The sequence below is a fragment of the Tritonibacter scottomollicae genome (assembly GCF_003003215.1).
Lineage (GTDB): Bacteria > Pseudomonadota > Alphaproteobacteria > Rhodobacterales > Rhodobacteraceae > Epibacterium > Epibacterium scottomollicae.
In genome coordinates, this window is the sequence record NZ_PVUF01000013.1 from 50,105 (window position 1) to 76,512 (window position 26,408).

Genomic DNA, 26,408 nt, shown 5'->3' on the forward strand with positions numbered 1-26,408 from the left:
TTCGCTCAACCCCGCTGGGCAATCAGGGCACGGAACTCATCGAGGCGTGTCTCCAGCTCGGCGAAGCGGGTCGTCAGATCCTCGTCTGCCGTCTCACGTGCGTCCAGCGCGAGCACGAAGCTCGCTGTTTTCAACACGTCGCGCCAGCGGGGATTGTCGGGCAGGGTTTCGATCAGCAGATATTTGTCCAGTGTCCGCGTCTGCAATGAGGTCTTGTCGAGGTTGACGCGCCAGATGCCACTGGTCTCGGCAAAGTCGATCTTGCCCTTGCCGGTTGCCGCACTCCAGATTTCGAGCGAGTCCGACATCAACTCCACGATCATGTCCCGGTAGGTATCACCGGGTGCAGTGGCGGCATCCGCTTGGGTCTCATTGGAAATCAGGGAGGGCAGCGATGTATCGACCACATCCCGCAGCGAATGCACGAATTGCGCTCGGGGACTGTCCGACTGGCTGAACAGGACGGCCCGCCCGCCTCCGGCTTCGGGCAGCATCGCAAACAGGCTGATCTGATGGGGCTCCCCACGCAGGCTGAGTGTCATATGGATCGGCTCATCCTCCACCTCGGTTTGTTCCAGCGGCGCAAGGATCTCCGGTGGCAGTACCTCGTGCAGGCGGCTGCGGTTCACAGTCACGCGCCGGTCTAGGACCTGCTGTGCCGCCTCGTTGGCATAGGTCACAACGCCGCGCGCATTGATGCACATCAGCCCGTCCTCCAGCGTATCGAGCAGCTGGGTCATACGGCGCTGGGACAGGCGCAGGGCGTCTTCGATCTGGATGCGGCGTTCGATCTCTTCTTTAAGTTCGCGGTTTTCCACGGCACGGCTGCGCGCGTGGCTTGCCTCTAATAAAGTCCGGATCCGGCTCAGCAGCTCGTCCTTGACGAAAGGCTTCACCACATAATCGTTCGCCCCCGCCTCGAACCCGGCCAGCATGTCGCTGGTGCGCCCGCGTGCGGTCAGCAGGATGATCGGCAGTTCGTGCAGCCCATGCCGCCGCCGCAGGTTGCGCGCCACATCCAGGCCGCTCAACCCTGCCATCATCACATCCAGCACGATGAGGTCAGGGCGGGATTGTGCAACGCTCCGCAGGGCATCCGACCCGTTGCTGGCCGTGGTGACGCGATAGCCCTGTGGGTGCAGGACGTTCTGCAAGACCTGCAAATTGATCGGTTCGTCATCCACAGCCAGGATCACCGGTGCGCCCTCGTTCGTGACAGGGGCCGCTCTGTCTGGATCGGAGCTGAACTCTAGCGGCGGCGCAATCGCCGTTGGCGCCCAATCCTCGGACAGCGAGGCAGCGGGTAGATCGGAAATCGGCAGTAATGCCCGAAACACCGCCCCTTCGCCCGGTGTGCTGGCCACCTCGATACTGCCGGACATCAGCGCCGCGAGGTGGCGGGCGATCGTCAGGCCCAGCCCGGTTCCGGTGGCCTGCCCGGATCCATCCGGGGTGAGCTGTTCGAGCGGGTGAAAGATCCGCTCCATACTGTCGGAGGCGATGCCGGGGCCGTGATCGCGAATTGCAACGGCGAGCTGACCATCGTTGCGCGGTGTTGCGGTAATCTCGACAGTGCTGCCACCCCCATATTTTACGGCGTTGGACAACAGGTTGAACAGGATCTGTTCAAATCGCACCGGGTCGGCGGTGACGGCGGGCAGATCTGAGGGCAGATCCAGATGAAACTTTGCAGGGTCTATCTGAAAGGTGGGTTGCAACAGATGCAGCACATTGCGCAGCGCGTGCGACACGTCCACCGGCTGCATATCAAGCCGCATACGACCCTCGCGGATACGGTAGATGTCCAACAGATCGTCCACCAGTCGCGACAGCCTGCGCGCGCTGAAGGTGATCAGGCGCAGCTGGCTTGCCTGCGCGGGCAGCATGTCGCCCATGGCCCCGCCTTCGAGCGTTTCCAGTATGCCGATGATGCCGTTCAGCGGTGTGCGCAGCTCATGCGAGGTATTGGCCAGAAACCGGTCCTTCATCCGGTCGGCCTCTTCCAGCTTGGCGTTCTTTTCGCCGATCTGACGCAGGTTTTCCTGCAGTTCTGCGTTCTTGTCGCGGATCATGTCCAACTGATCGCGCAGGGCGCGGCGCATCTGGTTCACGGCACGGGAGAGGCGGGCGTATTCAACCGGGTGATCATATTCCGGCAGCGCTTCGTTCAGGCTGCCGGTGGCCACGGCGCTGGCAGCTTCGGACATGCGCCGCACGGGCCGGGTCAGGGCGTTGGAAAACAACAGCGACAATATCCCCAGCCCCGTAACGGCCACCGTGCCGATGAGCAGCAGTGCATTTCGCAGGCGGCTGCTGGTTTCAAACGCCGCATCCTTGTCCGCTTCGGCGATCAACGTCCAGGTCGGAAATGGCGCTTCCAGCACGCGCCAAGCCGACAGGGAGGGGGTTCCTGACAGGCCGGCGTCCAGCACCGTGACCCCATCGGCCCCCGTCATCGCCTCGGGCACCACGATCGGCGCGCCCGGCGCCGGGGTGCCGCTGGAGGCGATGACAGTTCCGCCGGTAGAGATGACTGTCAGCGCGGTTGTGCTCTTGGTCATCAGGCTTTGCAGGCTGTTGGGCGGCATCCGCAGGATCATTGCCCCCTTATGGCGACCATGCAGGCGCACAGGAACGGCCAGATAGGCCGAAAGCTCACCGGTCATTCCGTCGCGCGCGTAATCCTGAAACACCGGGTCAAAACCGGCCTGGCTCACTGCGCGGCTGTAGGCTTGTCCCAGGCCTGCCATCTCCGGATCGAGGATGCGTCCCAGATACCGGTCCTTCTCTACGGAATAGACCACCTGGCCATTGCGATCTGCGAGGTAGAGATTGTCGAATTCCGCTTCGTTCAGAAAATCCAGAAACCCTGCATGAAACCGGCGGTGCGTGTTGGAATATTCCAGCGCCTCGCGCAGCAACCGATCCTCGCTTCCGACGCCAGAGGGCGGCGGGTCGGGGCCATCAATTCCGAATATGTTGCGCAGTTGGCGCCCGGCATCCTCCGGCGTGTCTGCAAGCTGTCGCAGCGCATGACTGAAGCCATAGAACTCCCCCACCGAGTAGCGCACGTTGGCCGATTGCGCGAGGTTCTCTGCCTGCCTGACCGCATATGTCATGTACTGCGTGATCTCGCTTGCCTTGGCGTCGCGTACAAAGGCCACCTTCTGAAACGTCTCGGTGGCGATCGTCTGGTTCACCAGGCGGTAGAACACCAGCCCGCCAAGCGTCAGCGGCAGGACTGAAGCCAGCAGGAACGTCAACAACAGGCGGGCGCGGATTCCCTGAAGAGGCACGATGACTCCGGTTTTTCTGGTTTTGTCTGCGGGCGATCCTGCGATTTGCTTCTGCTCGAAGCAAGGGCACGGAGTGAGTGTGGCGCAGAGTGGCGCAGTTCTTGGTATCCCATAGCATATTGATAGGCATGAACTATTTTAGATTTCGTAGAGGCCGACCGCCCTCTTTTGACGAAATTTCCGATTTTTCGGGTACCATTGCGACTGCAGCGCGGACTTCATTGTGGGACGTCCCAAGCGCTCGGGAGGAGACTGGGCGCTTTGATGTGTTCCGGTCGCCAGAGGGCGGACGTTGACGGGATGACACGAGGCGGGGCAAACCCGCCACCACAGGGAGAAATTGATAATGAAATTTACAGCTACCGCCGGGCTTCTGGCCTCGGTTGCGCTTTGGACAACAGCCGTTCAGGCGGAAGAAACCGTCGTCAGCGCGCTGCCCGAACAGGTCACCGCCTGGGTGAAGAACTTCAACCCGTTCAACCAGACGACTGCCGCGCCGTCCGTCATGCATTTCATGTACGAGCCGCTGATCATCTTCAACGCGCTGGATGGCGGCAAGCCGATCTATCGTTTGGCGACCGCATTTGAGTATTCCGATGACCTCAGCACGATCACCGTGACCCTGCGCGAAGGCGTGGAATGGTCCGATGGCGAGGCTTTCTCTGCAGATGATGTGGTCAACTCGTTTGAATTGGCGCTGAACAATGTTGCGCTCGATAGCGTGGGGATGTCGAATATGCTCTCCAGCGTGGAGAAAATCGACGACCAAACCGTGCAGTTCAACCTGTCCACCCCCTCCAGTCAGGCCATGTATCAGATCGTTCGCGTGCCGATCGTCCCCGAGCATATCTGGAGCGACATCGCGGATCCGGTGACCTTCACCAACCCCGATCCTGTCGGGTCCGGCCCACTGACTGAAATCCGCCGCTTTACGCCGCAGGAATATATCCAGTGCCGCAACGACAACTACTGGGATGCCGAGAGCCTCAAAGTCGACTGCATGCGGTTCCCGCAAATTGCCAACAACGATCAGGCGCTGGCCGCTGCGGCCAATGGCGAGCTGGACTGGATGGGGTCTTTCTTGCCGGATATCGAGAACACCTTTGTCGCCAAGGATCCGGAGCATCATAGATACTGGTTGCCCGGTGGCTCTCTGGTGGCCTTCTACATGAACTTCGAAGCCCCTGATGCCGGTGACAGTGCGGCGTTCAACAACGTCGATTTCCGCCGTGCCGTGTCGATGTCCTTTGATCGCGAGGCCATGGTGGAAATTGCGGGGTACGGCTACCCCACGATCAACCAATACCCGTCTGGTCTTGGCCGGGCCTTCCACTCCTGGAACAATCCCGAGGTCGAAGATAAGTTCGGTGGCTTCACCCAATATGACGTTGAAGGCGCGCGCGCCCTTCTGGCCGAGGCTGGCTTTGAGGACACCGACGGCGATGGGTTCGTCGAAACCCCCGCGGGCGAGCAGATCGACATCGAGGTGATCGTGCCCAATGGCTGGACCGACTGGGTCAACAGCAGCCAGATCGCGGTCGAAGGTCTGAATGCGGCAGGGATCAAGGCAAATGTCTCGACACCCGAGTCTGCGATCTGGACCGAAAAGCTGATCAAGGGCGACTATGACATGGCGATCAATTCCGTCCGTGTCGGTGCGACGCCGTTCAACCAGTATCTCGACTCCCTGCACGAGATTAACCAGGCAAAATCACGCTTCGCGGCCTCGCGCTATTATAACGAGGAGCTGAGCGGTTTGTTGGACGCGTTCACCCAGACCAGCGATACCGAAAAGCAGATGGCGATCATGGCGGACGTACAGAAGATCGTCGGTGAAGAGATGCCGCTGGCCTATGTCTTCAACAATCCGCGTTGGTATCAGTACAACACCAAGCGCTTTACCGGTTTCTTCAGTGCCGAAAACCCGGTGGCAAACCCGGTGGCCCACAAGACCAACCCGGCCCGACTGATGCACCTGCTGGCGCTGCGTCCGGTGGAATAATTCCTCCCCAAACTTGGGACCGCTCCCCGAGCGGGCGGTCCCCTTTTTGTGCCGATCTCCCCCTTTCGACAGATGGTTTGACCTGATGCGTTTTCTTTTGAAGCGGCTCGGCTTTTATGCCGTTGCCTTTTTGGTGGCCGCGACCTTCAACTTCATGATCCCCCGGATGCTGCCCGGCAATCCGGCGGACATCATGCTGGCAAACTCCGGCGGCATGATTGCACCCGAGGCCCGTGAAGCGCTGATGGCCACCTTCGGCTTCATCGACGCGCCGCTTCACGAACAATACATTTCCTATCTCGGGTCGATCTTCACCTGGGACTTTGGTCTGTCGATCAAGTTCTATCCGATGCCCGTCACCGACGTGCTGATGCAGGCGCTGCCCTGGACGCTGTTCCTGACCGGCGCCGCGCTGACGATTTCCTTCTCTGTCGGGACCTTGCTGGGCATTCTGGCGGCTTGGCGGCGTGGGCAGCTCACGGATGCGATCGCCTCACCCACGGCGCTGGCGCTGCAATCGGTGCCCTCGGTGGTGGTGGCGCTCTGCGGGCTTTACTTCCTGTCGGTCCGCAACCGCGTGTTTCCGACCTCCTATGCGTTTGACCCCAAACTGGACCCGGCCTTCAGCTGGGAGTTCTTCTCCTCCGTCGCCTATCATGGCTTCCTGCCGGTGGTGACGCTGAGCGTGGTGTTGGTCGGGGGCTACCTGATCACCATGCGCAACAACATGATCGGCCAGCTGGGCGAAGACTACCTCGCCATGGCCGAAGCCAAGGGGCTGAGCGACGCCCGCGTGCGCTATGCCTATGCGGCGCGCAACGCGCTGCTGCCCTCGGTCACTGCGCTGGCGCTGAGCTTTGGCGCGCTGTTCGGCGGTTCGCTGATCACAGAGGTGGTGTTCAACTACCCGGGCGTCGGCAACCTCCTGTACCTCGGCATCGTCGGGCGTGATTTCCCGCTGATCCAAGGCCAGCTCCTCATCATGACACTTGCCATGCTGCTCGCGAACCTCGCGGTGGACCTGGCCTATGTCTTCCTTGATCCCAGACTGAAGAGGGCCTGATGCAAGATCTCCTTCGTACCTTTCTGCGCAACCGCAAGGCGGCCATCGGTCTGACCATTGTGCTGGCTTATGTGCTGATCGCACTGGTTGCCCCGCTGATCGCGCCCTTTGATCCCATCGCTCGCGTCGGGCGGCCGCATCAGGCGCCCTCGGCGGAGCATTGGTTGGGCACCACCCGCATGGGCCGCGATGTGTTCAGCCAGTTGATCTGGGGCACGCGCACCTCGCTCATGGTGGGGATTGTCGCTGGACTGATCGTGACTGCCATCGGCACCTTCATCGGTATCACCGCCGCCTACTTCGGTGGTCTTGTGGATGACGTGCTGAACTTCTTCACCAATGTGGTGCTGGTGCTGCCGCAATTGCCACTTTTGCTGGTGCTTGCCGCCTTCCTCGGGCAGGTCGGGCCCTGGGCGATTGCACTCATCATCGGCCTCACCTCCTGGGCTTGGGGCGCACGGGTCACCCGCGCGCAGGCGATGTCGCTGAAGACCCGCGACTTCATCCAGGCCGCTGCAATGATCGGCGAGCCGACGTGGCGGATGATCCTGGTTGAGATGCTGCCAAACCTTCTGTCGATCATAGGCTTCAACTTCATCGGCTCTGTCATTTTCACCATCATCACCGAGGCGACGCTCGAATTCCTCGGCCTTGGCAGCCCCTTGGCACTGTCCTGGGGCACCATGCTCTACAATGCGCAGACCGCTTCGGCGATCATGGTCGGCGCCTGGTGGGAGGTTCTGGCCCCCTGCGGTGCCATCGTTCTGATTGGCATCGGCCTGTCGCTGATGAACTTCGGCGTGGACGAGATCGCAAACCCGCGCATGCGCACCCTTGGCAACGTCGCCAAGGCGCTGCGGATCGAAAAGCGCCTGTTGCGCCAGCGGATGCAGGAGGCAAACCAATGAGCGATCTGTTGACCGTCGACGGGCTGCGGGTGGATTACCTGACCGCTGGTGAGCCCTTTACCGCTGTGCGCGATATCTCCTTCGAGATCCGCCAGAACGAAATCCTGGGCCTTGCAGGCGAGTCCGGCTGCGGCAAAAGCACGGTGGCCTACGCGCTGATGCGCCTGCACAAGCCGCCCGCGCTGGTGCGCAAGGGGCATATCCGGTTCGAGGGGCGCGACGTGCTGTCCTTTACCGATACGCAGCTGCGGGCCTGGCGTTGGTCAGAAGTTTCCATGGTGTTTCAAAGCGCGATGAATTCCCTAAGCCCGGTTATGACGATCTTCCGTCAGTTCTATGACATGCTCAGGGCGCACGGGCCGATCACCAAGGCAGATGCGATGGATCGCACCGCTGAAATGCTGGAGATGGTCGGCATCCCCGCCGATCGCATGCATGCCCATCCGCATCAGCTCTCTGGCGGGATGCGGCAGCGGGTGGCCTTGGCGCTGGCGCTGACTTTGCAGCCCAAGCTGATCATCATGGACGAGCCGACAACGGCGCTCGACGTGGTGGTGCAGCGCGAAATCCTGCAGGAGGTGCTGCGGCTCAAATATAAGCTTGGCTTCTCGGTGCTGTTCATCACCCACGACATCGCGCTGATGGCGCAGATCTCCAATCGGATCGGCATCATGCGCGCGGGTGAGATTGTGGAAATCGGAACCGCTGCGCAAATCGTCACGAACCCCAGTCATGACTATACCCGCAGCCTTTGGGACGCGATGCCGCTCCTCGCAAAGCGCCCGGAAGGAGTCGCCCATGCTGTCTGATACCCCAATCCTGAGCCTCGATGCGCTCAGCAAGACCTTCACCCTGCGCCCGGTCTTTGGTCGTGCGACCGAAGTAAAGGCGCTGCGCAATGTCTCGCTTGACCTAATGCCGGGTCGCGCACTGGCACTGGTGGGGGAAAGCGGGTCGGGCAAGAGCACCGTGGGCCGGACGATCGTGGGTCACCACACACCGACCTCGGGACGTATTCTGTTCGAAGGACGGGATATCGCGGAGCTGACCGCGCGCGCCGATCAGATGCGCTATCGTCAGGCGGTGCAGATGGTGTTTCAGGACCCGTTCTCGGCGCTTAACCCCGCGCATACCATTCGCCATCATCTGCTGCGCGCCCTGTCGCTGCATCAGCCCGAAGCTGATCCCGAAACCGCCCTGCGCATGATTCTCGAGGATGTGGAGCTGGACCCGGTCTCGACGCCGTCGAAGTTCCCGCATGAGCTTTCGGGCGGGCAGCGCCAGCGGGTGAATTTCGCCCGCGCATTGGCGGTCAAGGCACGCCTGATCGTGGCGGATGAGCCGACCTCGATGCTGGATGTGTCGATCCGTAAGTCCATCCTTGGGTTGATGCAGCGGCTGAAGGATGATCGCGGGCTTTCGATCCTCTACATCACGCATGATATCGCCACGGCAGAGTATCTGGCCGAGGACACGGCGGTGATGTTTCGCGGTCAGGTGGTCGAGAAAGGTCCAACCGCGCAGGTCGTTGGTACGCCCCAGCACGACTATACCAAGCTCCTGCGCGCGGCGGTTCCCGACCCGACACTGCGGCTCACGGGCAGTGATGCGGGATTTGCCTCCTTGGCACGGCGGGTGCGCGAAGAAAGCGCCCACCCGGTCCGTGCCTTGCGGGAAATCACTCCCGGCCATGTCATAGCAGAACACGCGGAGGCCGCTCATGCCTGATATGCTGGTGCCACTTTATCGGTTGCCCCCTGTCCCAAGCCTGCCCGAAGGCATAGCAATTCGCCCCGCGCTGCCGTTTGAATCGCATATCCTGCTGGAGTTCGTGGCGCGTCACTTCAGCCCCAAATGGGTGGATGAATGCACGGTCGCATTGGCGGCGCGCCCCGCGCGGGTCTTGATCGCGACCGAAGGCAAACGCCTCTTGGGTTTTGCCTGCTATGACGTCACCTGCCGCGGTTTCTTTGGCCCCACCGGCGTTGACCCGGAGGCCCGTGGCAAGGGTCTTGGAAAGGCGCTCCTGCTGGCTGCACTGCACCGCCTTCGTGACGACGGATTTGCCTATGGCATCATTGGTCAGGCCGGGCCGGTCGAGTTTTATCAACAGGTCTGCGGCGCGGTGGCGATCCCGGCCTCTGATGAGGGCGTCTTTGCGCGCGCCCTTGTCTAAAATCCTCTGACACATACAACCAACAGGATCATCTCAAATGCATTTCCACCTCGACAGCCTGTGGCACGCCGAAGAGGGCGCGATGGAGTTCGCGCTGACCAATTGTGGCGACACTCCGGTTGCAAATCCGCGCCTTGTCTACGCCACCCTGACGCGCTGCCTGCGCCCCTCGCGCTGCACGGGTGCGCGACTGATACGGCGGCAGGCGAACTTTCACGAGTATGCCTCTGACGCGGGCTTTGTCCTGCAGCCGGGTGAGACATGGCGGTTCACCGAGTTCAACCTTACCCGCCCGGCGTTGCATTCCAATGAGGGACCAAAATCTGGCGGTGTCCTGCTGGAGGACGGAACCCTTGTCCCGGCTTTCGCGGGTGACCTGCAGGCCTCAGCGGCGGTTGCAGATACAAATGCATCACAGAATGCGGCTCTAACTTGTGGAATTCTGCCTAAACCTCAACAGGTTTCCATCGCTGAGTGGTGCGCCACGGCGCCCGTGCATCTGGTTCTTCAGTCCGATGATATCGCAGTGATGCAGTCGGTGTCACAGGTGGCGGAGCTGACCCGGCGCCTGCATCCAATGGCCCCCGTACCGTTCGTGCTGATCGCCAAGGACGACGTCCCGAAGCTGACCGTTGAGCCGGACCAGACGCTGGGCGAGGACGCCTACCGGATCGCGTGGCAAGACGGAAAAACCACCCTGCATCATGGCGCAGGGCAGGGGCTGTTTTACGGCCTGATTACGCTGGCGCAGGTGCTGACCAATGCCCATGCGGAGCCTGCGCGTTATGGTGTTCCCCGCAGTGGTAAGATCGAGGATGCCCCCCGCCACGGATGGCGCGGCGCGCATCTGGATGTCTCGCGCCAGTTCTACCCGCTCGATCAGGTGCTGCGCTATGTGGACATTCTGGCGTGGCACAAGATGAACCGCTTTCATTGGCATCTGACCGATGACGAAGGCTGGCGGCTGGAGATCAAGGCCTATCCGCAGCTCACCGAGACCGCCGCACATACCGGGATGGACCTGCCGGTGCTGCCGCAGCTTGGCCCCGACATGACCGGGCAGGGTGGGTACTACACACAGGACGAGGCGCGACAGGTGGTGAAACATGCCGCCCGCTTCGGCGTCGAGGTCATGCCGGAAATCGATGTGCCGGGGCACTGCGCCTGTGTGCTGGGGGCCTTGCCGGACCTCGTCGATCAAGAAGAACCCGAGAGCTACTGGTCGGTGCAGGGCTTTGGCAACAACGCGCTGAACCCGGCCATCGAGGGGTCATATACCTTTGCCGAAACCGTGCTGGCTGAGGTCTGCGAAATCTTCCCGTTTGAGGTCGTGCATGTGGGCGGGGACGAGGTGGCTGAGGGTGCATGGATGCAATCGCCCAAGGCACAGGCGATGATGCGCGAAACCGGCTTGAAGGACACGCCGGAATTGCAAGCCTATTTCCTGCGGCATATCCAGAACTTCCTGATCGGACTTGGGCGCAAGCTCGGCGGTTGGGAAGAGGTCGCCCATGGCGGTGGTCTCGATCCAGAGCACAGTCTGCTGTTTGCCTGGACCACGATCGAGAAAACCGCTGAGCTGGCGAAAGACGGCTATGACGTGGTCAGCACGCCGGGACAGGCCTATTACCTTGATATGGCGCTGTCGGATGCGTGGTATGCGCCGGGGGCCAGCTGGGCCGGTTTCACCCCGCTCGACAAGACCTATGCGTTTGAGGCCGACAATGGGGATGCGGCTCTAAATGGGCGTTTGAAGGGTGTTCAGGCCTGCGTCTGGAGCGAACATCTGACCACGATGGCGCGCCGCAACCACATGATCTTCCCACGTCTCAGCGCCATTGCCGAGGCCGGGTGGAGCGCAGCGGAAAACAAGGACTACGACCGGTTTACAGCGCTCGCGGGTCTGATGCCGCGCCTCTGAGCCACCAAGCGGATCAGCGGCCTCGGGGATACTCCGGGGCCGTTTTTATCCCAGCCTTGGAAAGACCGAGGTGTTCTTGACCGTGCTGTAGACAAAGCTGGTGTCAATCGAGGCAATGCCCCCGATGGGGTGGATGCGGTTGCGGATGAAATCCTCGTAGGCGTCCAGATCTGCCACCACCACCCGCAGTTGGTAATCCGTGGCCCCTGTCAGGATGTGACACTCCAGCACCTCGTCGATCATATGGACGCGGCGCTCAAAATTCTTCACGTCCTCCTCATTGTGGCGTTCCAGCTTGACGCGGACAAACACCGTGATCGGCAGCCCATAGGCCCGCGCGTCCACATCGGCGCTATACCCCCGGATGACACCGGCGGCCTCAAGGTTCCTGACCCGGCGCAGGCAGGGCGAGGGCGAAAGGCTCACCGCCTCAGCAAGGTCCTGATTGGTCATCCGACCATTGGCTTGAAGCACGCGGATAATCTGGCGATCTTTTGAGTCCATTTTGCTGTCCATTGGCAGAATCTGCTAACATGATCGGTGATGTTGGTATGTTTTGCAATCTAACGCCTCACGCGGGGGCGCACCATGGCGGACAAATGAGGAAGGAGACCCCCACATGTCCGACACCAAAGGCTTTGCCACCCGCGCCATTCACCACGCGTATGACCCGATGCAAAACGAGGGCGCGCTGACGCCGCCGATGCATCTCACCTCGACCTTCGTGTTTGAAAACGCTGAAGCCGGGGGCGAGATGTTCGCGGGCGAACGTGAAGGGCATGTCTACAGCCGCATCTCAAACCCAACCTGCGCCCTGCTGGAAAAGCGCATCGCAACGCTGGAAGGGGCAGAGGCCGGCCTGGCGCTGGCAAGTGGCATGGGAGCTGTGACGGCGATCCTCTGGACGCTCTTGAGCCCCGGTGACGAGGTCATCGTCGACAAGACGCTCTATGGCTGCACCTTTGCCTATATGCGCCATGGTCTGTCGAAATGGGGTGTCACCATCACCCATGTGGACATGACCGATGCGGACGCCCTGCGCGCCGCCGTCAGCGACAAGACCCGCGTGGTCTATTTTGAGACGCCCGCCAACCCCAATATGCGGCTGGTGGACATCAAACAGGCTGCCGAGATTGCCCATAGCGTCGATGCGCAGGTGGTGGTCGACAACACCTATGCCACGCCTTATCTGACCCGCCCGATCGAGCTGGGTGCGGATCTGGTGCTGCATTCGGCGACCAAATACCTCGGCGGGCATGGCGATGTGGTTGCGGGTCTGGTCGCAGGCCGCGCCGAGCAGATCGCCGAAATCCGCCTGGTCGGCATGAAGGACATGACCGGCGCGGTGATGGCGCCGTTCAACGCGATGCTGGTCATGCGCGGCATGAAAACGCTGGCGCTGCGGATGGACCGTCACTGTGCCTCTGCCCAAACTGTCGCAGAATGGCTGGAAGCGCAGCCAGGAGTGGCCAAGGTGCATTTCCCCGGTCTCAAGAGCTTTGAGCAGCACGCGATCGCCAAGGATCAGATGGCAAAACCGGGTGGCATGATCGCCTTTGAACTTGAGGGTGGCATGGAAGCGGGCATCAGCCTGATGAACCGGCTGGAGATGATCCAGCGCGCGGTGTCGCTGGGCGATGCAGAGACGCTGATCCAGCATCCGGCCTCGATGACGCACTCCACCTATACGCCCGAAGAACGCGCCGAGCATGGCATCAGCGACGGTTTGGTACGCTTGTCAGTGGGGCTGGAAGAGGTCGCGGATATCCTCGACGACCTTCATCAGGCGCTGTCGCCCGAGATGCGGCAAGCGGCAGAGTAAGGGGGCGAGATGTCCGACCAGATCCAGCACCTGCAAACGGTGGAGCAGCGGCTGTTGTGGCTGTCCCACTGGATGATCCACAACGCCAACCACCTGCGCGCCAAGGAAGACGGCATCAAGATCGGCGGCCATCAGGCGTCCTCGGCGTCGATGGTGTCGATCATGACCGCGCTCTATTTCTCGGCCCTCAGACCCGAGGACCGGGTGGCTGTAAAACCGCATGCCTCGCCCATCTTCCACGCCATGCAATACCTGATGGGTCACCAGACCCGCGAGAAGATGGAGAATTTCCGCGGCTTTGGCGGTGTGCAGAGCTACCCGAGCCGGACCAAGGACATCGACGATGTGGATTTCTCCACCGGCTCTGTAGGCCTTGGCGTGGGGATCACCGCGCTGGCGTCCATGGTGCAGGATTTTATCACGGCCAAGGACTGGGGGGCGGATGTGCCTCTGGGCCGCATGGTGGCGCTGGTGGGCGATGCCGAGCTGGACGAGGGCAACATCTACGAGGTGTTGCAGGAGGGTTGGAAGAACGACCTGCGCAACACCTGGTGGATCATCGATTACAACCGTCAGAGCCTTGATGGCATCGTGCGCGAAGGTCTGTTTGGCCGGGTCGAGAAGATCTTTGAGGCCTTCGGCTGGGATGTGGTGCGCGTCAAATACGGCGCGCTGCAACGGGCCGCATTTGAAGAACCCGGCGGCGCGGCCCTGCGCGACTGGATCGATGACTGCCCAAACGTGGAATACTCTGCGCTGACCTATATGGGCGGGGCCAATTGGCGCAAACGGCTGATGGAGGATCTGGGCGATCAGGGCGCGGTCTCGGCGCTGATCGACAAGCGCAGCGATGCGGAACTGGCGGCGTTGATGGAGAACCTCGGCGGCAATTGCGTGGAGACCATGGCGGACACATTCGCCGCCATCGACCACGACCGCCCGATCTGTTTCCTTGCGTATACGATCAAGGGCTGGGGCACGCCGATTGCGGGCCACAAGGACAACCACGGCGGCCTGATGACCAAGGCGCAAATGGCGGAGTGGCAGGCCCATATGGGCGTCGCCGAGGGGCAGGAGTGGGAGCCCATGGCAACCGTTTCTGACACAAAGGGCTTGCAGGCCTACCTCGATCAGGTGCCGTTTTTTGCCAAGGGGGCGCGGCGCTACTCGGACGCGCGGCTTTCGGTGCCTGCGGTGGCTGTGGACAGCAGCCGCGAGATTTCAACGCAGATGGCTTTTGGCAAGATCCTCGACGATCTGGCGCGCGGCGACAGCGATCTGGCGGCGCGGATCATGACCACATCGCCGGATGTGACCGGCACCACGGGGCTGGGGCCATGGGTGAACAGGCGCAAGCTCTTTGCCCGCAAGGCGCAGAAGGATGCGTTTATCGAGCATCGTATTCCCTCGACCGCCAAGTGGAACTTTGACCCGCAAGGCCAGCATGTCGAACTTGGCATCGCCGAGATGAACCTGTTCCTGCTTCTGGGCGCGGCGGGCCTGTCGCATAGCCTCTGGGGCAAGCGGGTGATCCCGATCGGGACAGTCTATGATCCCTTCGTTCACCGGGGTTTGGACGCGCTGAACTACGCCTGCTATCAGGATGCGCGGTTCATGATCGTTGGCACGCCCTCGGGTGTGACGCTGGCGCCGGAAGGCGGCGCGCACCAATCTGTCGGCACGCCGCTGACCGGGATGGCGCAGGACGGGTTGGCGAGTTTTGAGCCTGCGTTTGCCGATGAGCTTGCGGTGATCATGGAATGGGCCTTTGACTACATGCAGCGCGATGGCGACGGCGACCCGGACGAACGCACTTGGCTGCGGGATGAGACCGGCGGGTCGGTCTATCTGCGGCTGACCACCAAACCCCTGGAGCAGCCGGGGCAGCGCGTCGATGATGCTTTCCGCCAAGGGGCGATTGATGGGGCCTATTGGTTGCGCAAGCCGGGACCGAATTGCTCGGTGGTGATCGCCTATCAGGGCGCGGTCGCGGATGAGGCGATCGCAGCGGCGGGTCTGGTCGGCGAGCATCGCCGTGATGTTGCAGTGCTTGCGGTCACATCGGCGGATCGCCTCAATGCGGGCTGGACGGCGGCGCAGCGTGAACGGGCGCGCGGCAACTCAATGGCCGTGTCGCATGTGGAGCATCTACTCGGGGACCTCCCGGGCCATTGCACGCTGATCACCGCGATTGATGGCCATCCCGCGACATTGTCGTGGCTGGGATCGGTTGCCGGGCATCGGGTGGTGTCGCATGGCGTCGAACACTTCGGCCAGACGGGTACCATCGGCGATCTCTACCGCCACTTTGGCCTCGACCGCCACAGTCTGGCGCGCTCGGTGGGTGAGCTGACGGTGGGCGCGCGCCGCATTCCCGGTGGTCAGGCGGGCTGAGGTGCGGCCTACTGCAAGACGGCGCTGCTCCATTCGCGCAGGAATGCGATTTTCTTGAACGCGTCCAGATAGACCAAAAGCCCAGGCCCCATGCGGATACGACGCAGGGCCTGGGTGTCGTCACTCCAGGAGTCTGTTTCCAGGACTGAAAACGCACCGGGCGCCGCCTGCCATCCGCGTGAAATCAGGTGGTCAATCATCAGTCCCGCCAACTCGGGCGATTTGCTGTCGCGCGGAATGAAGGCCGTGCGCAAGGCGACGACGGTGTAGTCCTGCGGCAGCAGCACAATCACATCATCGGTGTTGCTCTTCTCGCGCGCATAGCTGCCCAAGACGTTGTAAACCATCGCCAATTCGCCCGAGGCGACATCGTCGATCATCTGGCTGGAGCAACAGTAGAGGCGTACGCCGACCGATCCCATCACCTCGCTCAGGCGCCAATAGGTTTCCGAGGTCCGCGCATCCTGCGTGGCATAGAGATAGCCAAGGCCAGAGGTGCGGATGTCATAGGTGCCGACCTTGTTTTGAAATCTCTCGGGATTGTCGCGGATCAATGCGATCAGGTCCTGACGGTTTTCAGGCAGTGGCAAACCAGCCAGTGCTTTGCGTGACAGCACCACCGCCGCAGGTTCCTGCGTGAAGGCAAAGAGGTGTTCGCGCCAGCGTGCCCACGCGGGCAACCGCTCCGTGGTCGGAGAGCTGTAACGCTGCGCCTCGCCGTCGTTCACCAACTTGGTCTGAAGGTCTGTGGCGATGGAGATCGCCAGATCCATGTCGACGCCTTCCTCGTCGAGCGCTTTCATCATCTCGCCGGAACTGGCCACGGTGTATTCAATCCGAACGTCGGGAAGGTCGTGCAGGAAGTCCCGCAGGGTCGGCTCAAAAAACTCGGCATCACCCGTAGAAATGACACGCAGCACGCGGCGGGCATCGGCAGGGCCGACACTAATGTGGTTCTCGACTTCAAATGCACGGGCCGGGGGCACGAGTGCGAGAAAGATCAGGCCAATGGAAAAGACAAGCTTGCGCATGCGCCACCTTTATCGCTGTGGTTGGTCAGGAAAAGGCGTCCGCCATGGGCGCGGGCGACCTCGTTTGCGATGGTCAGACCGAGACCCGATCCGACCACTGCGTCCGTATTGCCGCCGCGCACAAAGCGCCGCGTGAGGCGGCCCATGTCGGCCTTGGGAAAACCTGCGCCCTCGTCGCGGACCGTAATTTCGCCTTCGTCTGTTTTGAGACGCACAACAACGTGTACACAGCTGTCTGGCGGAGAGTATTTGATGGCGTTGTCGAGCAGGTTCAACAGGGCGCTCTGCATCAGGATGGGGTCACCTTTCACCGTCATTGCGGTGTTCGGCACATGGATTTCCAGATCTATGTCGCGCAGCTCCGCCATCGGGCGCAGCCGGGACACGGCATCCTGCGCCAATCGGGTGAGTTCAATATCTTCAAGCTCCAGGTGGTCAGATCGAAAGGACACCATGGCGTGATCCAGCAGCTGCCCGGCGGCGCGGCTGCTTTCGTCGATGGCGCGGATCATCTCGCGCACGGCCTGGCGATTCTCCGGCTTGTCGACGCGACGCAGGGTGATCTCGGCCTGAGTGCGCACGGTGGTCAGCGGCGTGCGCACCCGATGCGCCGCCTCAGCGATAAGATCTTCAGAGCGCGAAAGCGATGTTTTGAGACGGCTCATGAAGCCATTGAGCGCGCCTACTAGGGATTCCATTTCCGCCGGAACCGGCGCTGAGACGGGCCGCAGGTCGGAAAGCCCCCTTCGCGAAACAGAGCCTGCCAGCTGGCGCAGAGGTTGGATCGCGGATTGTGCTGCAAGAATGCCAAATACCGCTGCAATCACAAAAAAGCCGATGCCAAACCCGGCCACCGTCTGTGAAATGCCGGCCAGTTGCTGACGCAACCCGTAGCGTGTTTGCGCGACCGTCACTTCGACGAAATCCGGCGTGCCGCTGACCGACAGGCGCCGGGTGGCGGTGGCCATGCGGATTTCCTCGCCATCATAGCGCGCGGTCTGGAACCGCGGCGCGATACCGCTGCTTGCAACGGGTTTGGGCAGGTCAGGATAACCGGTGAGGAAGGCGCCATTGCGGGTGATGGCATAAAATACGCGATCTTCGCTGATATTGCCGAGCATCGAGAAGGCGAAATAGGGAATGTCCACGGTCAGATCGCCATTGCGCACCGATGCAGAATCAAGAATGGCCGTCATCGAGGCGGAGAGGATCTCGTCCTGACTTTGCCCGGCGAGGTCGCGGGCGTAGTTCTGCACGACCAGAAACATCAGGCTCGCCAGCAGCGCCGCGCCGGTCAGCAACTGGATAATCAGGCGTCGTCGAATGGAGCCGCGCAGCAGGATTCGCGTGTTCATGATGTGCTCAACCGATAGCCGAGCCCCCGCACGGTGACGATTTGCGTCTGTGCGCCCTCAAGGTGTTTGCGCAGGCGCCCTACGTAGACTTCAATCGCGTTTTCAGAGGCGTCTACATCGTAGGAAAACAGCCGGTCCACCAGTTTTGACTTTGAAAAGACCTGATCCGGTGCACCGATGAAGATCTCGAACAGGCGCAACTCACGATTGCGAAGTCGGATTTTTTGACCATCAACGGTCAGCGTGCAGGCCAGCGGATCAAAAACCACATCTCCAAAACTCTGAATGTTGCTTGCCCCGCCGCTGCGTCGCCGGAGAACGGCCCGACAGCGGGCCTCCAACTCGGAAAAATCGAAGGGTTTGACGATATAGTCATCGGCGCCCAGGTCCAGAACGCTGACCCGGTCAGAGACCTCCGAGCGTGCCGTCAGAACGATCACCGGCGTGTCGCGCTGGGCGGCGCGATGGGATTGCAGGAATTGTCGCCCATCCCCATCGGGCAGCATGATGTCGAGAAGAATCAAGTCGTACTCGGTTGTTGCGATGAAATCATCGGCCGTACCAAGGTCCGCTGCCCGATCCACAACATGACCGTCAAGCGTCAGTCGATCCAGCACCGCGTTTGCAAGCTGATCGTTATCTTCAACGAGTAAGTACCGCATGGGGGTGAAACATCTGCTCCGTGTCAGGTTTGTGTCAGCTTGGGCCGGGATACCATTCTTCATGAGCGCGCTATTGCGTGTTTGTCAAATGGGAGGAACATTATGACATCTTTTGCGCTGGGCCGTCGCGCCCTGATGGCTGCTGCTGCGGCAGCCCTGACATTCGGGACTCCGGCGAGTGCCGAGCAAGTTCTCGACAAAGTCCATTTCCTGATCCCCGGCGGCGCCGGTGGCGGTTGGGATGGCACCGCGCGCGGCACTGGTGAGGCCCTGACCAAAGGCGGCCTTGTCGGCACCGCATCTTATGAAAACATGTCTGGCGGCGGCGGCGGCAAGGCGATCGGCTATATGATCGAGAACGCCGAGAGCCTGGATGACACGCTGATGGTGAATTCCACACCCATCGTGATCCGCTCGCTGACGGGTGTGTTCCCGCACAACTTCCGTGATCTGACCCTGGTTGCCGGCACGATCGGGGACTATGCGGCGATGGTTGTGGCCAAGGACAGCCCGATCAACAATATGGAAGAGTTCCTTGAAGCCTACCGCGAAGATCCGCGCGGCACGGCTGTGGGTGGTGGCTCCGTTCCAGGCGGCATGGACCACTTGGTAGCGGCCATGGTGATGCAATCGGCGGGCGAAGATCCGACTGCGCTGAAATACATCCCTTATGACGCGGGCGGAAAGGCAATGGCTGCGCTGCTGTCTGGCGAGATCAAGGCGCTGTCCACTGGTTTCTCCGAAGCCATCGCTTTGGCCGACGCGGGCGAAGTCAAGATCCTCGGTGTGACCGCAGACGAACGCGTGCCCGCCTATGACACCGCGCCGACCATGAGCGAGCAAGGCCTCGACACCACCTTTGTGAACTGGCGCGGCTTCTTCGGCGCACCGGGTCTGTCAGAGGATAAAGTGGCCGCCTATCAGGACGCGCTGGCCAAGATGTATGACACCGATGCGTGGGAAGATGTTCGCGCTCGAAATGGCTGGGTCAACATCCACAATTCCGGTGATGACTTCCGCAGCTTCCTTGAAGGTCAGGAAAAGACCATCGGCGATCTGATGAAGCAGCTGGGCTTCCTCTAAGCGCGCGACACACACGATCCGGTCCGGCACCACAGTCAGGTGCCGGACCCTTTCCCATACCCCCCCCACTCAACACAGGAGGAGATCATGGCGCTCGACCGTTGGATCGCGTTGATCATTCTCGGCATCGCCCTGGCCTATGGCTATGCGGCTTTTTTCACCATGGATCAGCTTTTGCCGCCGTTTATGCAGCGAAACCCGATCTGGCCGAGCACATTCCCGAAGGTTCTGGCAGTTCTGTCGATCCTGACGTCTCTGGTTATCCTCTTGGGCCTTGAAAAACCCAGTAGCGAGGCGAAAACACCCGACATCGATTATCGGCGCCTCGGGGATTACAATATCGGCCAGGCTGCATTGCTGCTGGGGTTGATGGTGGCCTATGCGCTGCTGCTGCGTCCGGCGGGGTTCCTGCTGTCGACTGCAGGGTTCCTGACCGTCGGTGCGATGATCCTCGGCGAGCGCAAGCTGTGGATCCTGATCCCCGTCGCCGCCCTCGCTACCGGCATTGTCTGGTATCTTGTTGAGGGCGTGCTCGGCATCTTCTTGCGGCCCTTGCCGTTCTTTCTCGGATAATCGGAGGCTCAGATGCTCGAAGGTTTGATGATCGGCCTCTCTACGGCCTTCTCAGTTACAAATATCCTGATGGTGATCGGCGGTTGTCTGATCGGGACGTTCATCGGGATGCTGCCGGGGCTTGGCCCCATGTCCATCATCGCGATCATGATCCCGGTCGCGATTACGCTGGGTGACCCCTCTGCCGCGCTGATCCTGTTGGCTGGGGTGTACTACGGTGCGATCTTCGGGGGATCGACCTCATCGATCTTGCTCAACGCGCCGGGGGTCGCGGGCACCGTGGCCTCCAGTTTCGACGGCTACCCGATGGCGCGCGCCGGCATGGCCGGCAAGGCGCTGACCATCGCGGCGATCTCGTCCTTCATGGGGGGCACTGTCGGTGCGATCCTCTTGATGGTCTTTGCGCCGATGTTGTCGACGGTGGCATTGCTGTTCCACTCGGCCGAGTATTTCGCGCTGATGGTCGTGGGGCTGTCGGCGATCGCGGCCTTTGCGGGCACTGGCAATGTGGCCAAGGCGTTGATGATGACGCTTCTGGGCCTGATGATGGCCACGGTAGGTGAGGGCGCATTGTTCAACATGCCGCGTTTCACGATGGGTCTGATGGATCTGCAATCCGGCCTCAGCTTCATTACGCTGGCGATGGCGATGTTTGCCCTGCCCGAAGCAATCTTTCTGGTGATGAACCCGGGCCGTTCGGCTCAGGGTGGTGAGAACGGTGGCAAGATCACCGGCCTGCGCATCACCGGACAAGAGGCGCGCAAGATTGCGCCGGTGATCGGACGTCAGTCCATTCAGGGGTTCTTTATCGGTGTGCTGCCGGGAGCGGGCGCAACCATTGCATCGTTCCTTGGTTATGCGGTGGAGCGCAACATCGCCACGGAAGAAGAGCAAAAAGAGTTCGGCAAAGGCTCTATCAAGGGACTTGCCGCACCCGAGACCGCCAATAACGCCGCCTGTACCGGGTCGTTTGTGCCACTCTTGACGCTGGGTATTCCGGGGTCCGGCACCACGGCGATCCTGCTGGGTGCATTGATCGCGCTCAACGTCACACCGGGACCGCGCCTGATGATCGACAGCCCGCATATCTTCTGGGCGGTTATCATCTCTATGTATATCGGCAATCTTGTGCTGCTGGTGCTGAACCTGCCGCTTATTCCCTATATCGCGAAGGTTCTGTCGATACCGCGCAACTACCTGATCCCGTTCATTTTGTTCTTCACCCTGATGGGGTCCTATATCGGGCAGAACAACGCGACAGAGCTGTTGATCCTCGTGGGCTTTGGCATCTGTGCGACGGTGCTGCGCTTTGCGGACTATCCGCTGGCACCGCTGCTCATCGGCTTCATTTTGGGGCGGATGCTGGAGGATAACTTCGCCCGTTCGATGCAACTGTATGACGGGATTTCCTTCATCCTTGACCGTCCGATGACGCTGGGCCTGCTGGTACTGGCTGCACTGTTGGTGATCGTGCCAAGCTACCGTGCCCGCCGCGCCCGTGCCCGTGCTGCCGGGGTGGCCGATGGGGATTAAACCGCTCTCCGGGGTCCGGGTCCTCGACCTGACCAATGTGCTCGCGGGGCCGTATTGCTGTTATCAGCTGGCCCTGCTGGGGGCGGAGGTCATCAAGGTCGAGCGCCCGGGAACCGGGGATTTGGCCCGACAACTCGGGGCGGATCCGGAGCGGAATAAGTCCCTGATGGGGGTGAGCTTTCTGGCGCAGAACGCGCAGAAGAAATCTGTCACCCTCGACATGAAACACGAACAGGGCAAGGCGCTGCTAAAGCGCCTTGTTCGCACATCTGATGTTTTGGTTGAGAACTTCCGCCCCGGCGTGATGGACCGCCTTGGCCTCGGGTATGAGGTGCTGAAGGCGGAAAACCCCAACCTCATCTACTGCGCCATCAGCGGCTTTGGACAGGACGGCCCGTGGAAGGACAACCCCGCCTATGACCAGATCGTGCAGGGTATCAGCGGCGTGATGTCGATCACCGGCGATGGCGATAGCGCGCCGTTGCGTGTGGGCTACCCGCTGGCAGATACCGTGGGTGGCATGACCGCAGCCTTTGCAATCTCGGCGGCACTGAATGATCCGGAGCGCGGCGCGTTTCTGGATATTTCCATGACCGAGGCGGTGATTTCCACCATGGGATGGGTGGTCTCCAACCACCTGATCGCGGGGCAGACCCCGGGTGCGCATGGTAATGAGAACACAACATCTGCGCCCTCGGGCACCTTTGCCTGCGCGGATGGGCCGATCAATGTGGCCGCAAACCGGGATGAGCAGTGGCACTCCATGGCGCAGCATCTGGGGCGCGACGATTTGCTGGCGCATGCGGACTATGCCACCCGAGAGGATCGAAAGCGCAACCGTCACATGCTGCGGGCAGAGCTGGAAAGCGTCCTTCGGACCCGGCCCGCTGCGGAGTGGGTGGCGGAACTGAATGCGCTTGGCGTGCCATCGGGGCCGGTGCTGACGGTGCCGCAGATACTGGAGGAGCCGCAGATCAAAGATCGCGGTCTCATCGCGGAGGTCGAGGCCGAAGATGCGCCGCTGGCGCTGGCAGGCGCGCCGGTGCGGTTTGGCACCCATCGACCGGTTCCGGATCAAGCGCCCCCTGCCTTGGGCGCAGATAATGACAGCATCTGGCAGGACATCGGCGTGAGCGCGGATGAGATCGAAACCCTGAGGCGGGAGCGCGTGATATGAGCGATGTGAGTGACTGGTGGCGCACGTCCATCATCGACATGGAGCCGGGCCGTATAGACCTGCGCGGAACTCCCGTGCAGGATCTGATCGGCAACGTCAGCTTTGCCGAGATGATCTGGCTGATGGTACGGGGCGACCGGCCGACACCCGCGCAGGCGCATCTGTTCGAGGCAGCCTTGGTCTCGGCTGTGGATCACGGCCCACAGGCCCCGTCGATCGCGGCGGCGCGTATGGCGGTGACATGCGGCTTGCCCTTGAACAATGCGATGGCCACGGCGGTCAATATGCTGGGCGATGTGCATGGCGGGGCGGGAGAGCAGGCGGTGGAGTTGTATCACCACGTCGACGCCCACGCGGGGGATCTGGCCACCGCGCTGGACGACTGGCGTGCGGAACATGGCAAGATTATCCCCGGTTTTGGTCACCGGTTCCACAAACCCACCGATCCGCGTGCGCCGCGCCTGATGGCATTGGTTGCCGAGGCGGCGGAAGCAGGTGCCGTTTCGGGCCGTTTTCAGCACATCGGACAAGCGATCGAGGCGCAGATATCGGCTGAAAAAGGCATTGCCCTGCCGATGAATATCGACGGCGCCACCGCCGTGATCTATGCAGAACTGGGCTTTGCTCCGCCCTTGGCGCGAGGGCTGTTCTGCCTGTCCCGGTCGGTGGGCATTCTCTCCCATGCCTGGGAGCAACAACAACAAGGCGGGCGGAACAAGGGACCAACGCCACTGAAATACAGATGGACATATGACGGCTCGTGACGCATTTGGCCTGGCCGCCGCGCTTGTTGTGGCGATGCTGGGCACCCTGATATTTGAAATCATCGGCTTCCCATCCGCCCCATTGACCGGATCAGCGGCCGCTGTCTCCATAGCCGCACTCTTTGGGTTGCCGATTTTTATGCCGGTCTGGCTTCGGACCACCGCCTTTGTGCTGCTGGGCATAAACATCGGCAGCAGCGTGACCCGTGAAATGCTGGCCACCGCGCTGGCTTGGCCGGTGACCATCGCCATCCTCGCTGTGAGCCTGTTTGTCTCTATGCAAATCTGCCGGTTCGGATTGCGGCGTTGGATGGGGTTCAGCCCGCGGGATGCGATATTGGCTGCGGCGCCGGGACATCTGAGCTATGTGCTGGCGTTGTCGCTGAGCGATAATGGGCAGACCTCGCGTATCGCCATCGTTCAAAGCATCCGCGTGCTGTTCCTGACACTCTGTGTTCCGGTGTTCGTCGCGTCTGTCTTTGGCGCGACCGGGGTGGAATTGATGCCGGATCACGTGCTGAGCCTGTGGCAACTGGCGCTTTTGGTAGGGGTGACCCTGGGGGTCGGGGTCCTGTTCAGCTGGCTGAAAGTACCAGCGGCCTATCTCCTCGCCGGGATCCTGTGCAGCGCTTTGGGTCACATCTTTGCAGTGACGCCGGGCCGTCCTCCGGAGGAAGCGACCTTTGTCGCATTTCTGGTCATGGGAACGCTGATCGGGTCGCGTTTCGTCGGGCAGAAGATGTCGCAGTTGCGGCTGGATCTGCTGGCCGGGCTCTGGGTGACGGGCACCAATGTGCTGATCACGCTGGTGGCGATCGCGGTCAGCATGCAGGTAATGGGCATGTCACCGGCTTTGCTGATCGTCGCATTTGCGCCCGGTGGGGTGGAGGCAATGGCGGCGATCGCTGTGACGCTTGGCCTCGACCCGGCCTTTGTCGCAGCCCATCACGTCATGCGCCTTATGATCCTGACGATATTGATGCCATTGATGCTGAGCAGCGTGAAACGCGCCTAGGCACAAAAACACCCCGGTGCGTATTGGCACCGGGGTGTTTGGGGTGAGACTTCAAGGGTTATTGCGCCTCTTGCGCTTCCGTCTCAATCTCATTGCCGAGGTTGGAGACGTCGCGCCCCAGACCTTCGGTGGTTTCACAGGCTGCCAAGCCGATCACGGCAACCATGGAAAGATAGATCATTCGCATCGTATATCTCCGTTATTTCAGTTTTTCGGCCACATGAGTCGCGAAGGCGTCAACCATCGCGGTATAAAACACATCGCTGCCCACATTCAGCGTCGTCACATCAGTGCCCTCGGGGTAGTAGATGTTGGCCTGCTCAGCAGTCACGGTCAGGGTGTAGCGTTGGTCATACTGGCTGCCGGGCAGGTCGACGGAGACGACGCCCTCCAGCACCGAGTTTGCGATCCCCATCTCGGTTTCAAAGCTGGAGGCCAGAGCGACGGTATCGACGTCGATGTCGATTTCAGCAGCATCTTCCATTTCTTTTTCGGCGATCTGATTCACCAGCTTTGCGGCCAGCGCCGTTTCAAGATCGGCTTCCAGATCGGTCCAGACAGCCACTGCCTCGGAGTTGTCCAATGCGCTGACGTCTGCGTTTACGTCGATTTCCTGAACCATCGTCGCTGCGCCCGCGGCGGTGGCCATAGCCGTTACGAGGGCGGTGGTGCGGATCAGATGTGTCATCTTCTAGCTCCTTGAAATCACTTATCTCTGTCCCGGTGGGATCTGACACGACAACGAGCTGCCGCGCAGAATGTTCCTGATTTTTTTCTGCGAGAGGAGCGCTGAAAGTGTTTCGGTGGCTTCTCGCCCAATGGATGGAACGAATATGTTGCGCGGGAACATAGCTGCGTCGAAGGCGTTTTATTCGAAGCTGACCTACTATTAGAAACGGACCCTATGACACAGACCGCTCACCCAGTCGAAGACGTATTGGACAAGACCGATGAATTGCTGAGTGAGGGCAAGGACTGTCTGACGGTCTCCGAATTGATGGATGAGCTGGGGGTCAAATCAATCGCGGCGGTGCTGGTGGCGCCCTCTCTTGCGCTGGTGTCACCGCTAAGCGGCATTCCCCTGTTTTCCTCGGCCTGCGGGATGACCATCGCGTTGATCTCTGGCCAGATGCTTATGGGGCGCAATCACCTGTGGCTGCCCTCGTTCCTGTCAAAGCGTTCGCTTTCGGCAAAGAACACCCAGAAGGCGACCGGAGCCTTGCGCAAGGTGGCTGCTTGGATGGACCGCCGGTTCAAGAAACGACTGCAGTGGCTTTTGACACCGCCTTTTCTGCGGATCATTCAGCTCGTCTGCCTGCTTTGCGGCCTGATCATGCCTTTCTTGGAGATCCTGCCATTCACATCCTCGATCTTGGGAGGGGTCGTTGCGCTGCTCGCGGTCGCTATGCTGACTGGTGACGGGCTGATTGCACTGGCAACCGTGATGCTGCTGTTGCTTGGTTTGGGCGGGCTGGCGTCTCAGTTCATGTGATAGGCGGCCGCTCTACTGGTCTCGCCCTTGCGCCTGGCCCAGATCGGATAGGCAATTCACCTAGTCCGCGTATAAAACGGCCGGAACCCATCAGGGCCCGGCCGGAATTCTCATAGTTTACGCGTGTGAATGCTCTCAGGG

General features: G+C 61.1%; 23 protein-coding genes. 16 read left to right on the top strand and 7 right to left on the bottom strand.

The genetic code is table 11. The annotated features are described in order from the left end of the window. Window positions 1–5: 5 nt before the first annotated feature. Complete coding sequence (locus CLV89_RS17210; RefSeq protein WP_106164910.1) at window positions 6–3,296, bottom strand: hybrid sensor histidine kinase/response regulator; 3,291 nt, start codon at window positions 3,294–3,296, stop codon at window positions 6–8. A 346-nt stretch (window positions 3,297–3,642) separates the two neighbouring features. Between CLV89_RS17210 and CLV89_RS17215 the strand changes: the two genes are divergently transcribed. From CLV89_RS17215 to CLV89_RS17245, 7 genes are all read left to right on the top strand, one after another. Beyond that, window positions 3,643–5,298 carry an ABC transporter substrate-binding protein gene (locus CLV89_RS17215; RefSeq protein WP_106164911.1) on the top strand — a complete coding sequence of 552 codons (1,656 nt, stop codon included), beginning with the start codon at window positions 3,643–3,645 and terminating at the stop codon, window positions 5,296–5,298. Between the two features lie 85 nt (window positions 5,299–5,383). After that, window positions 5,384–6,361: an ABC transporter permease gene (locus CLV89_RS17220; RefSeq protein WP_106164912.1), complete on the top strand. Its 978-nt coding sequence runs from the start codon at window positions 5,384–5,386 to the stop codon at window positions 6,359–6,361. Then, the gene (locus tag CLV89_RS17225; protein ID WP_106164913.1) at window positions 6,361–7,269 is read left to right on the top strand and encodes an ABC transporter permease; all 909 of its coding nucleotides are present in this window, start codon (window positions 6,361–6,363) and stop codon (window positions 7,267–7,269) included. The genes CLV89_RS17220 and CLV89_RS17225 overlap by 1 nt, the downstream gene beginning before the upstream one ends. After that, window positions 7,266–8,078 (top strand): ABC transporter ATP-binding protein, encoded by an 813-nt coding sequence (locus CLV89_RS17230; RefSeq protein ID WP_106164914.1) that lies wholly within the window; start codon window positions 7,266–7,268, stop codon window positions 8,076–8,078. Before CLV89_RS17225 ends, CLV89_RS17230 begins: the two co-directional genes overlap by 4 nt. Then, window positions 8,068–8,997 (top strand): ABC transporter ATP-binding protein, encoded by a 930-nt coding sequence (locus CLV89_RS17235; protein ID WP_106164915.1) that lies wholly within the window; start codon window positions 8,068–8,070, stop codon window positions 8,995–8,997. Before CLV89_RS17230 ends, CLV89_RS17235 begins: the two co-directional genes overlap by 11 nt. Then, on the top strand, window positions 8,990–9,445 hold the full coding sequence (locus CLV89_RS17240; RefSeq protein ID WP_106164916.1) for a GNAT family N-acetyltransferase: 456 nt from the start codon (window positions 8,990–8,992) through the stop codon (window positions 9,443–9,445). Before CLV89_RS17235 ends, CLV89_RS17240 begins: the two co-directional genes overlap by 8 nt. Window positions 9,446–9,482: 37 nt before the next feature. Next, the gene (locus CLV89_RS17245) at window positions 9,483–11,366 is read left to right on the top strand and encodes a beta-N-acetylhexosaminidase (RefSeq protein ID WP_106164917.1); all 1,884 of its coding nucleotides are present in this window, start codon (window positions 9,483–9,485) and stop codon (window positions 11,364–11,366) included. A 45-nt stretch (window positions 11,367–11,411) separates the two neighbouring features. On the opposite strand, the gene CLV89_RS17250 is transcribed toward CLV89_RS17245, so the two are convergent. Then, window positions 11,412–11,870, bottom strand: a complete 459-nt coding sequence (locus CLV89_RS17250) for an Lrp/AsnC family transcriptional regulator (protein ID WP_106164974.1) — start codon at window positions 11,868–11,870, stop codon at window positions 11,412–11,414. A gap of 115 nt (window positions 11,871–11,985) precedes the next feature. On the opposite strand from CLV89_RS17250, the gene CLV89_RS17255 reads away from it, so the two are divergent. Next, window positions 11,986–13,188 (top strand): methionine gamma-lyase, encoded by a 1,203-nt coding sequence (locus CLV89_RS17255; protein WP_106164918.1) that lies wholly within the window; start codon window positions 11,986–11,988, stop codon window positions 13,186–13,188. A gap of 9 nt (window positions 13,189–13,197) precedes the next feature. Further along, window positions 13,198–15,582 (top strand): transketolase, encoded by a 2,385-nt coding sequence (locus CLV89_RS17260; RefSeq protein ID WP_106164919.1) that lies wholly within the window; start codon window positions 13,198–13,200, stop codon window positions 15,580–15,582. Between the two features lie 8 nt (window positions 15,583–15,590). On the opposite strand, the gene CLV89_RS17265 is transcribed toward CLV89_RS17260, so the two are convergent. The 3 genes from CLV89_RS17265 to CLV89_RS17275 are packed head-to-tail and all read right to left on the bottom strand — an operon-like array spanning window position 15,591 to window position 18,630. Then, window positions 15,591–16,613: an ABC transporter substrate-binding protein gene (locus CLV89_RS17265; protein ID WP_106164920.1), complete on the bottom strand. Its 1,023-nt coding sequence runs from the start codon at window positions 16,611–16,613 to the stop codon at window positions 15,591–15,593. Beyond that, window positions 16,583–17,968: a sensor histidine kinase gene (locus CLV89_RS17270; protein ID WP_106164921.1), complete on the bottom strand. Its 1,386-nt coding sequence runs from the start codon at window positions 17,966–17,968 to the stop codon at window positions 16,583–16,585. The genes CLV89_RS17265 and CLV89_RS17270 overlap by 31 nt, the downstream gene beginning before the upstream one ends. Beyond that, window positions 17,965–18,630 (bottom strand): response regulator transcription factor, encoded by a 666-nt coding sequence (locus CLV89_RS17275; RefSeq protein WP_106164922.1) that lies wholly within the window; start codon window positions 18,628–18,630, stop codon window positions 17,965–17,967. The genes CLV89_RS17270 and CLV89_RS17275 overlap by 4 nt, the downstream gene beginning before the upstream one ends. Before the next feature lie 102 nt (window positions 18,631–18,732). Here CLV89_RS17275 and CLV89_RS17280 point away from each other — a divergent pair, with 102 nt between their 5' ends. The 6 genes from CLV89_RS17280 (at window position 18,733) to CLV89_RS17305 (ending at window position 24,775) form a co-directional block, all read left to right on the top strand. Beyond that, window positions 18,733–19,713, top strand: a complete 981-nt coding sequence (locus CLV89_RS17280; RefSeq protein ID WP_106164923.1) for a tripartite tricarboxylate transporter substrate binding protein — start codon at window positions 18,733–18,735, stop codon at window positions 19,711–19,713. 87 nt (window positions 19,714–19,800) lie between these two features. Next, window positions 19,801–20,286, top strand: a complete 486-nt coding sequence (locus CLV89_RS17285) for a tripartite tricarboxylate transporter TctB family protein (RefSeq protein ID WP_106164924.1) — start codon at window positions 19,801–19,803, stop codon at window positions 20,284–20,286. 12 nt (window positions 20,287–20,298) lie between these two features. Then, the gene (locus CLV89_RS17290) at window positions 20,299–21,819 is read left to right on the top strand and encodes a tripartite tricarboxylate transporter permease (RefSeq protein WP_106164925.1); all 1,521 of its coding nucleotides are present in this window, start codon (window positions 20,299–20,301) and stop codon (window positions 21,817–21,819) included. Next, on the top strand, window positions 21,809–22,996 hold the full coding sequence (locus tag CLV89_RS17295) for a CaiB/BaiF CoA transferase family protein (RefSeq protein ID WP_106164975.1): 1,188 nt from the start codon (window positions 21,809–21,811) through the stop codon (window positions 22,994–22,996). The genes CLV89_RS17290 and CLV89_RS17295 overlap by 11 nt, the downstream gene beginning before the upstream one ends. Next, window positions 22,993–23,760 carry a citryl-CoA lyase gene (locus CLV89_RS17300; RefSeq protein ID WP_106164926.1) on the top strand — a complete coding sequence of 256 codons (768 nt, stop codon included), beginning with the start codon at window positions 22,993–22,995 and terminating at the stop codon, window positions 23,758–23,760. The genes CLV89_RS17295 and CLV89_RS17300 overlap by 4 nt, the downstream gene beginning before the upstream one ends. Continuing rightward, window positions 23,747–24,775 carry an AbrB family transcriptional regulator gene (locus tag CLV89_RS17305; RefSeq protein WP_106164927.1) on the top strand — a complete coding sequence of 343 codons (1,029 nt, stop codon included), beginning with the start codon at window positions 23,747–23,749 and terminating at the stop codon, window positions 24,773–24,775. Before CLV89_RS17300 ends, CLV89_RS17305 begins: the two co-directional genes overlap by 14 nt. Window positions 24,776–24,833: 58 nt before the next feature. Here the strand turns inward: CLV89_RS17305 and CLV89_RS17310 are convergent, their stop codons facing one another. Both CLV89_RS17310 and CLV89_RS17315 read right to left on the bottom strand, forming a co-directional pair. Next, window positions 24,834–24,962 carry an entericidin A/B family lipoprotein gene (locus CLV89_RS17310; protein ID WP_106164928.1) on the bottom strand — a complete coding sequence of 43 codons (129 nt, stop codon included), beginning with the start codon at window positions 24,960–24,962 and terminating at the stop codon, window positions 24,834–24,836. 12 nt (window positions 24,963–24,974) lie between these two features. Further along, window positions 24,975–25,463: a hypothetical protein gene (locus CLV89_RS17315; RefSeq protein WP_106164929.1), complete on the bottom strand. Its 489-nt coding sequence runs from the start codon at window positions 25,461–25,463 to the stop codon at window positions 24,975–24,977. A gap of 216 nt (window positions 25,464–25,679) precedes the next feature. Between CLV89_RS17315 and CLV89_RS17320 the strand changes: the two genes are divergently transcribed. Further along, window positions 25,680–26,267, top strand: a complete 588-nt coding sequence (locus tag CLV89_RS17320) for an exopolysaccharide biosynthesis protein (protein WP_106164930.1) — start codon at window positions 25,680–25,682, stop codon at window positions 26,265–26,267. The last annotated feature ends 141 nt before the right edge of the window (window positions 26,268–26,408 follow it).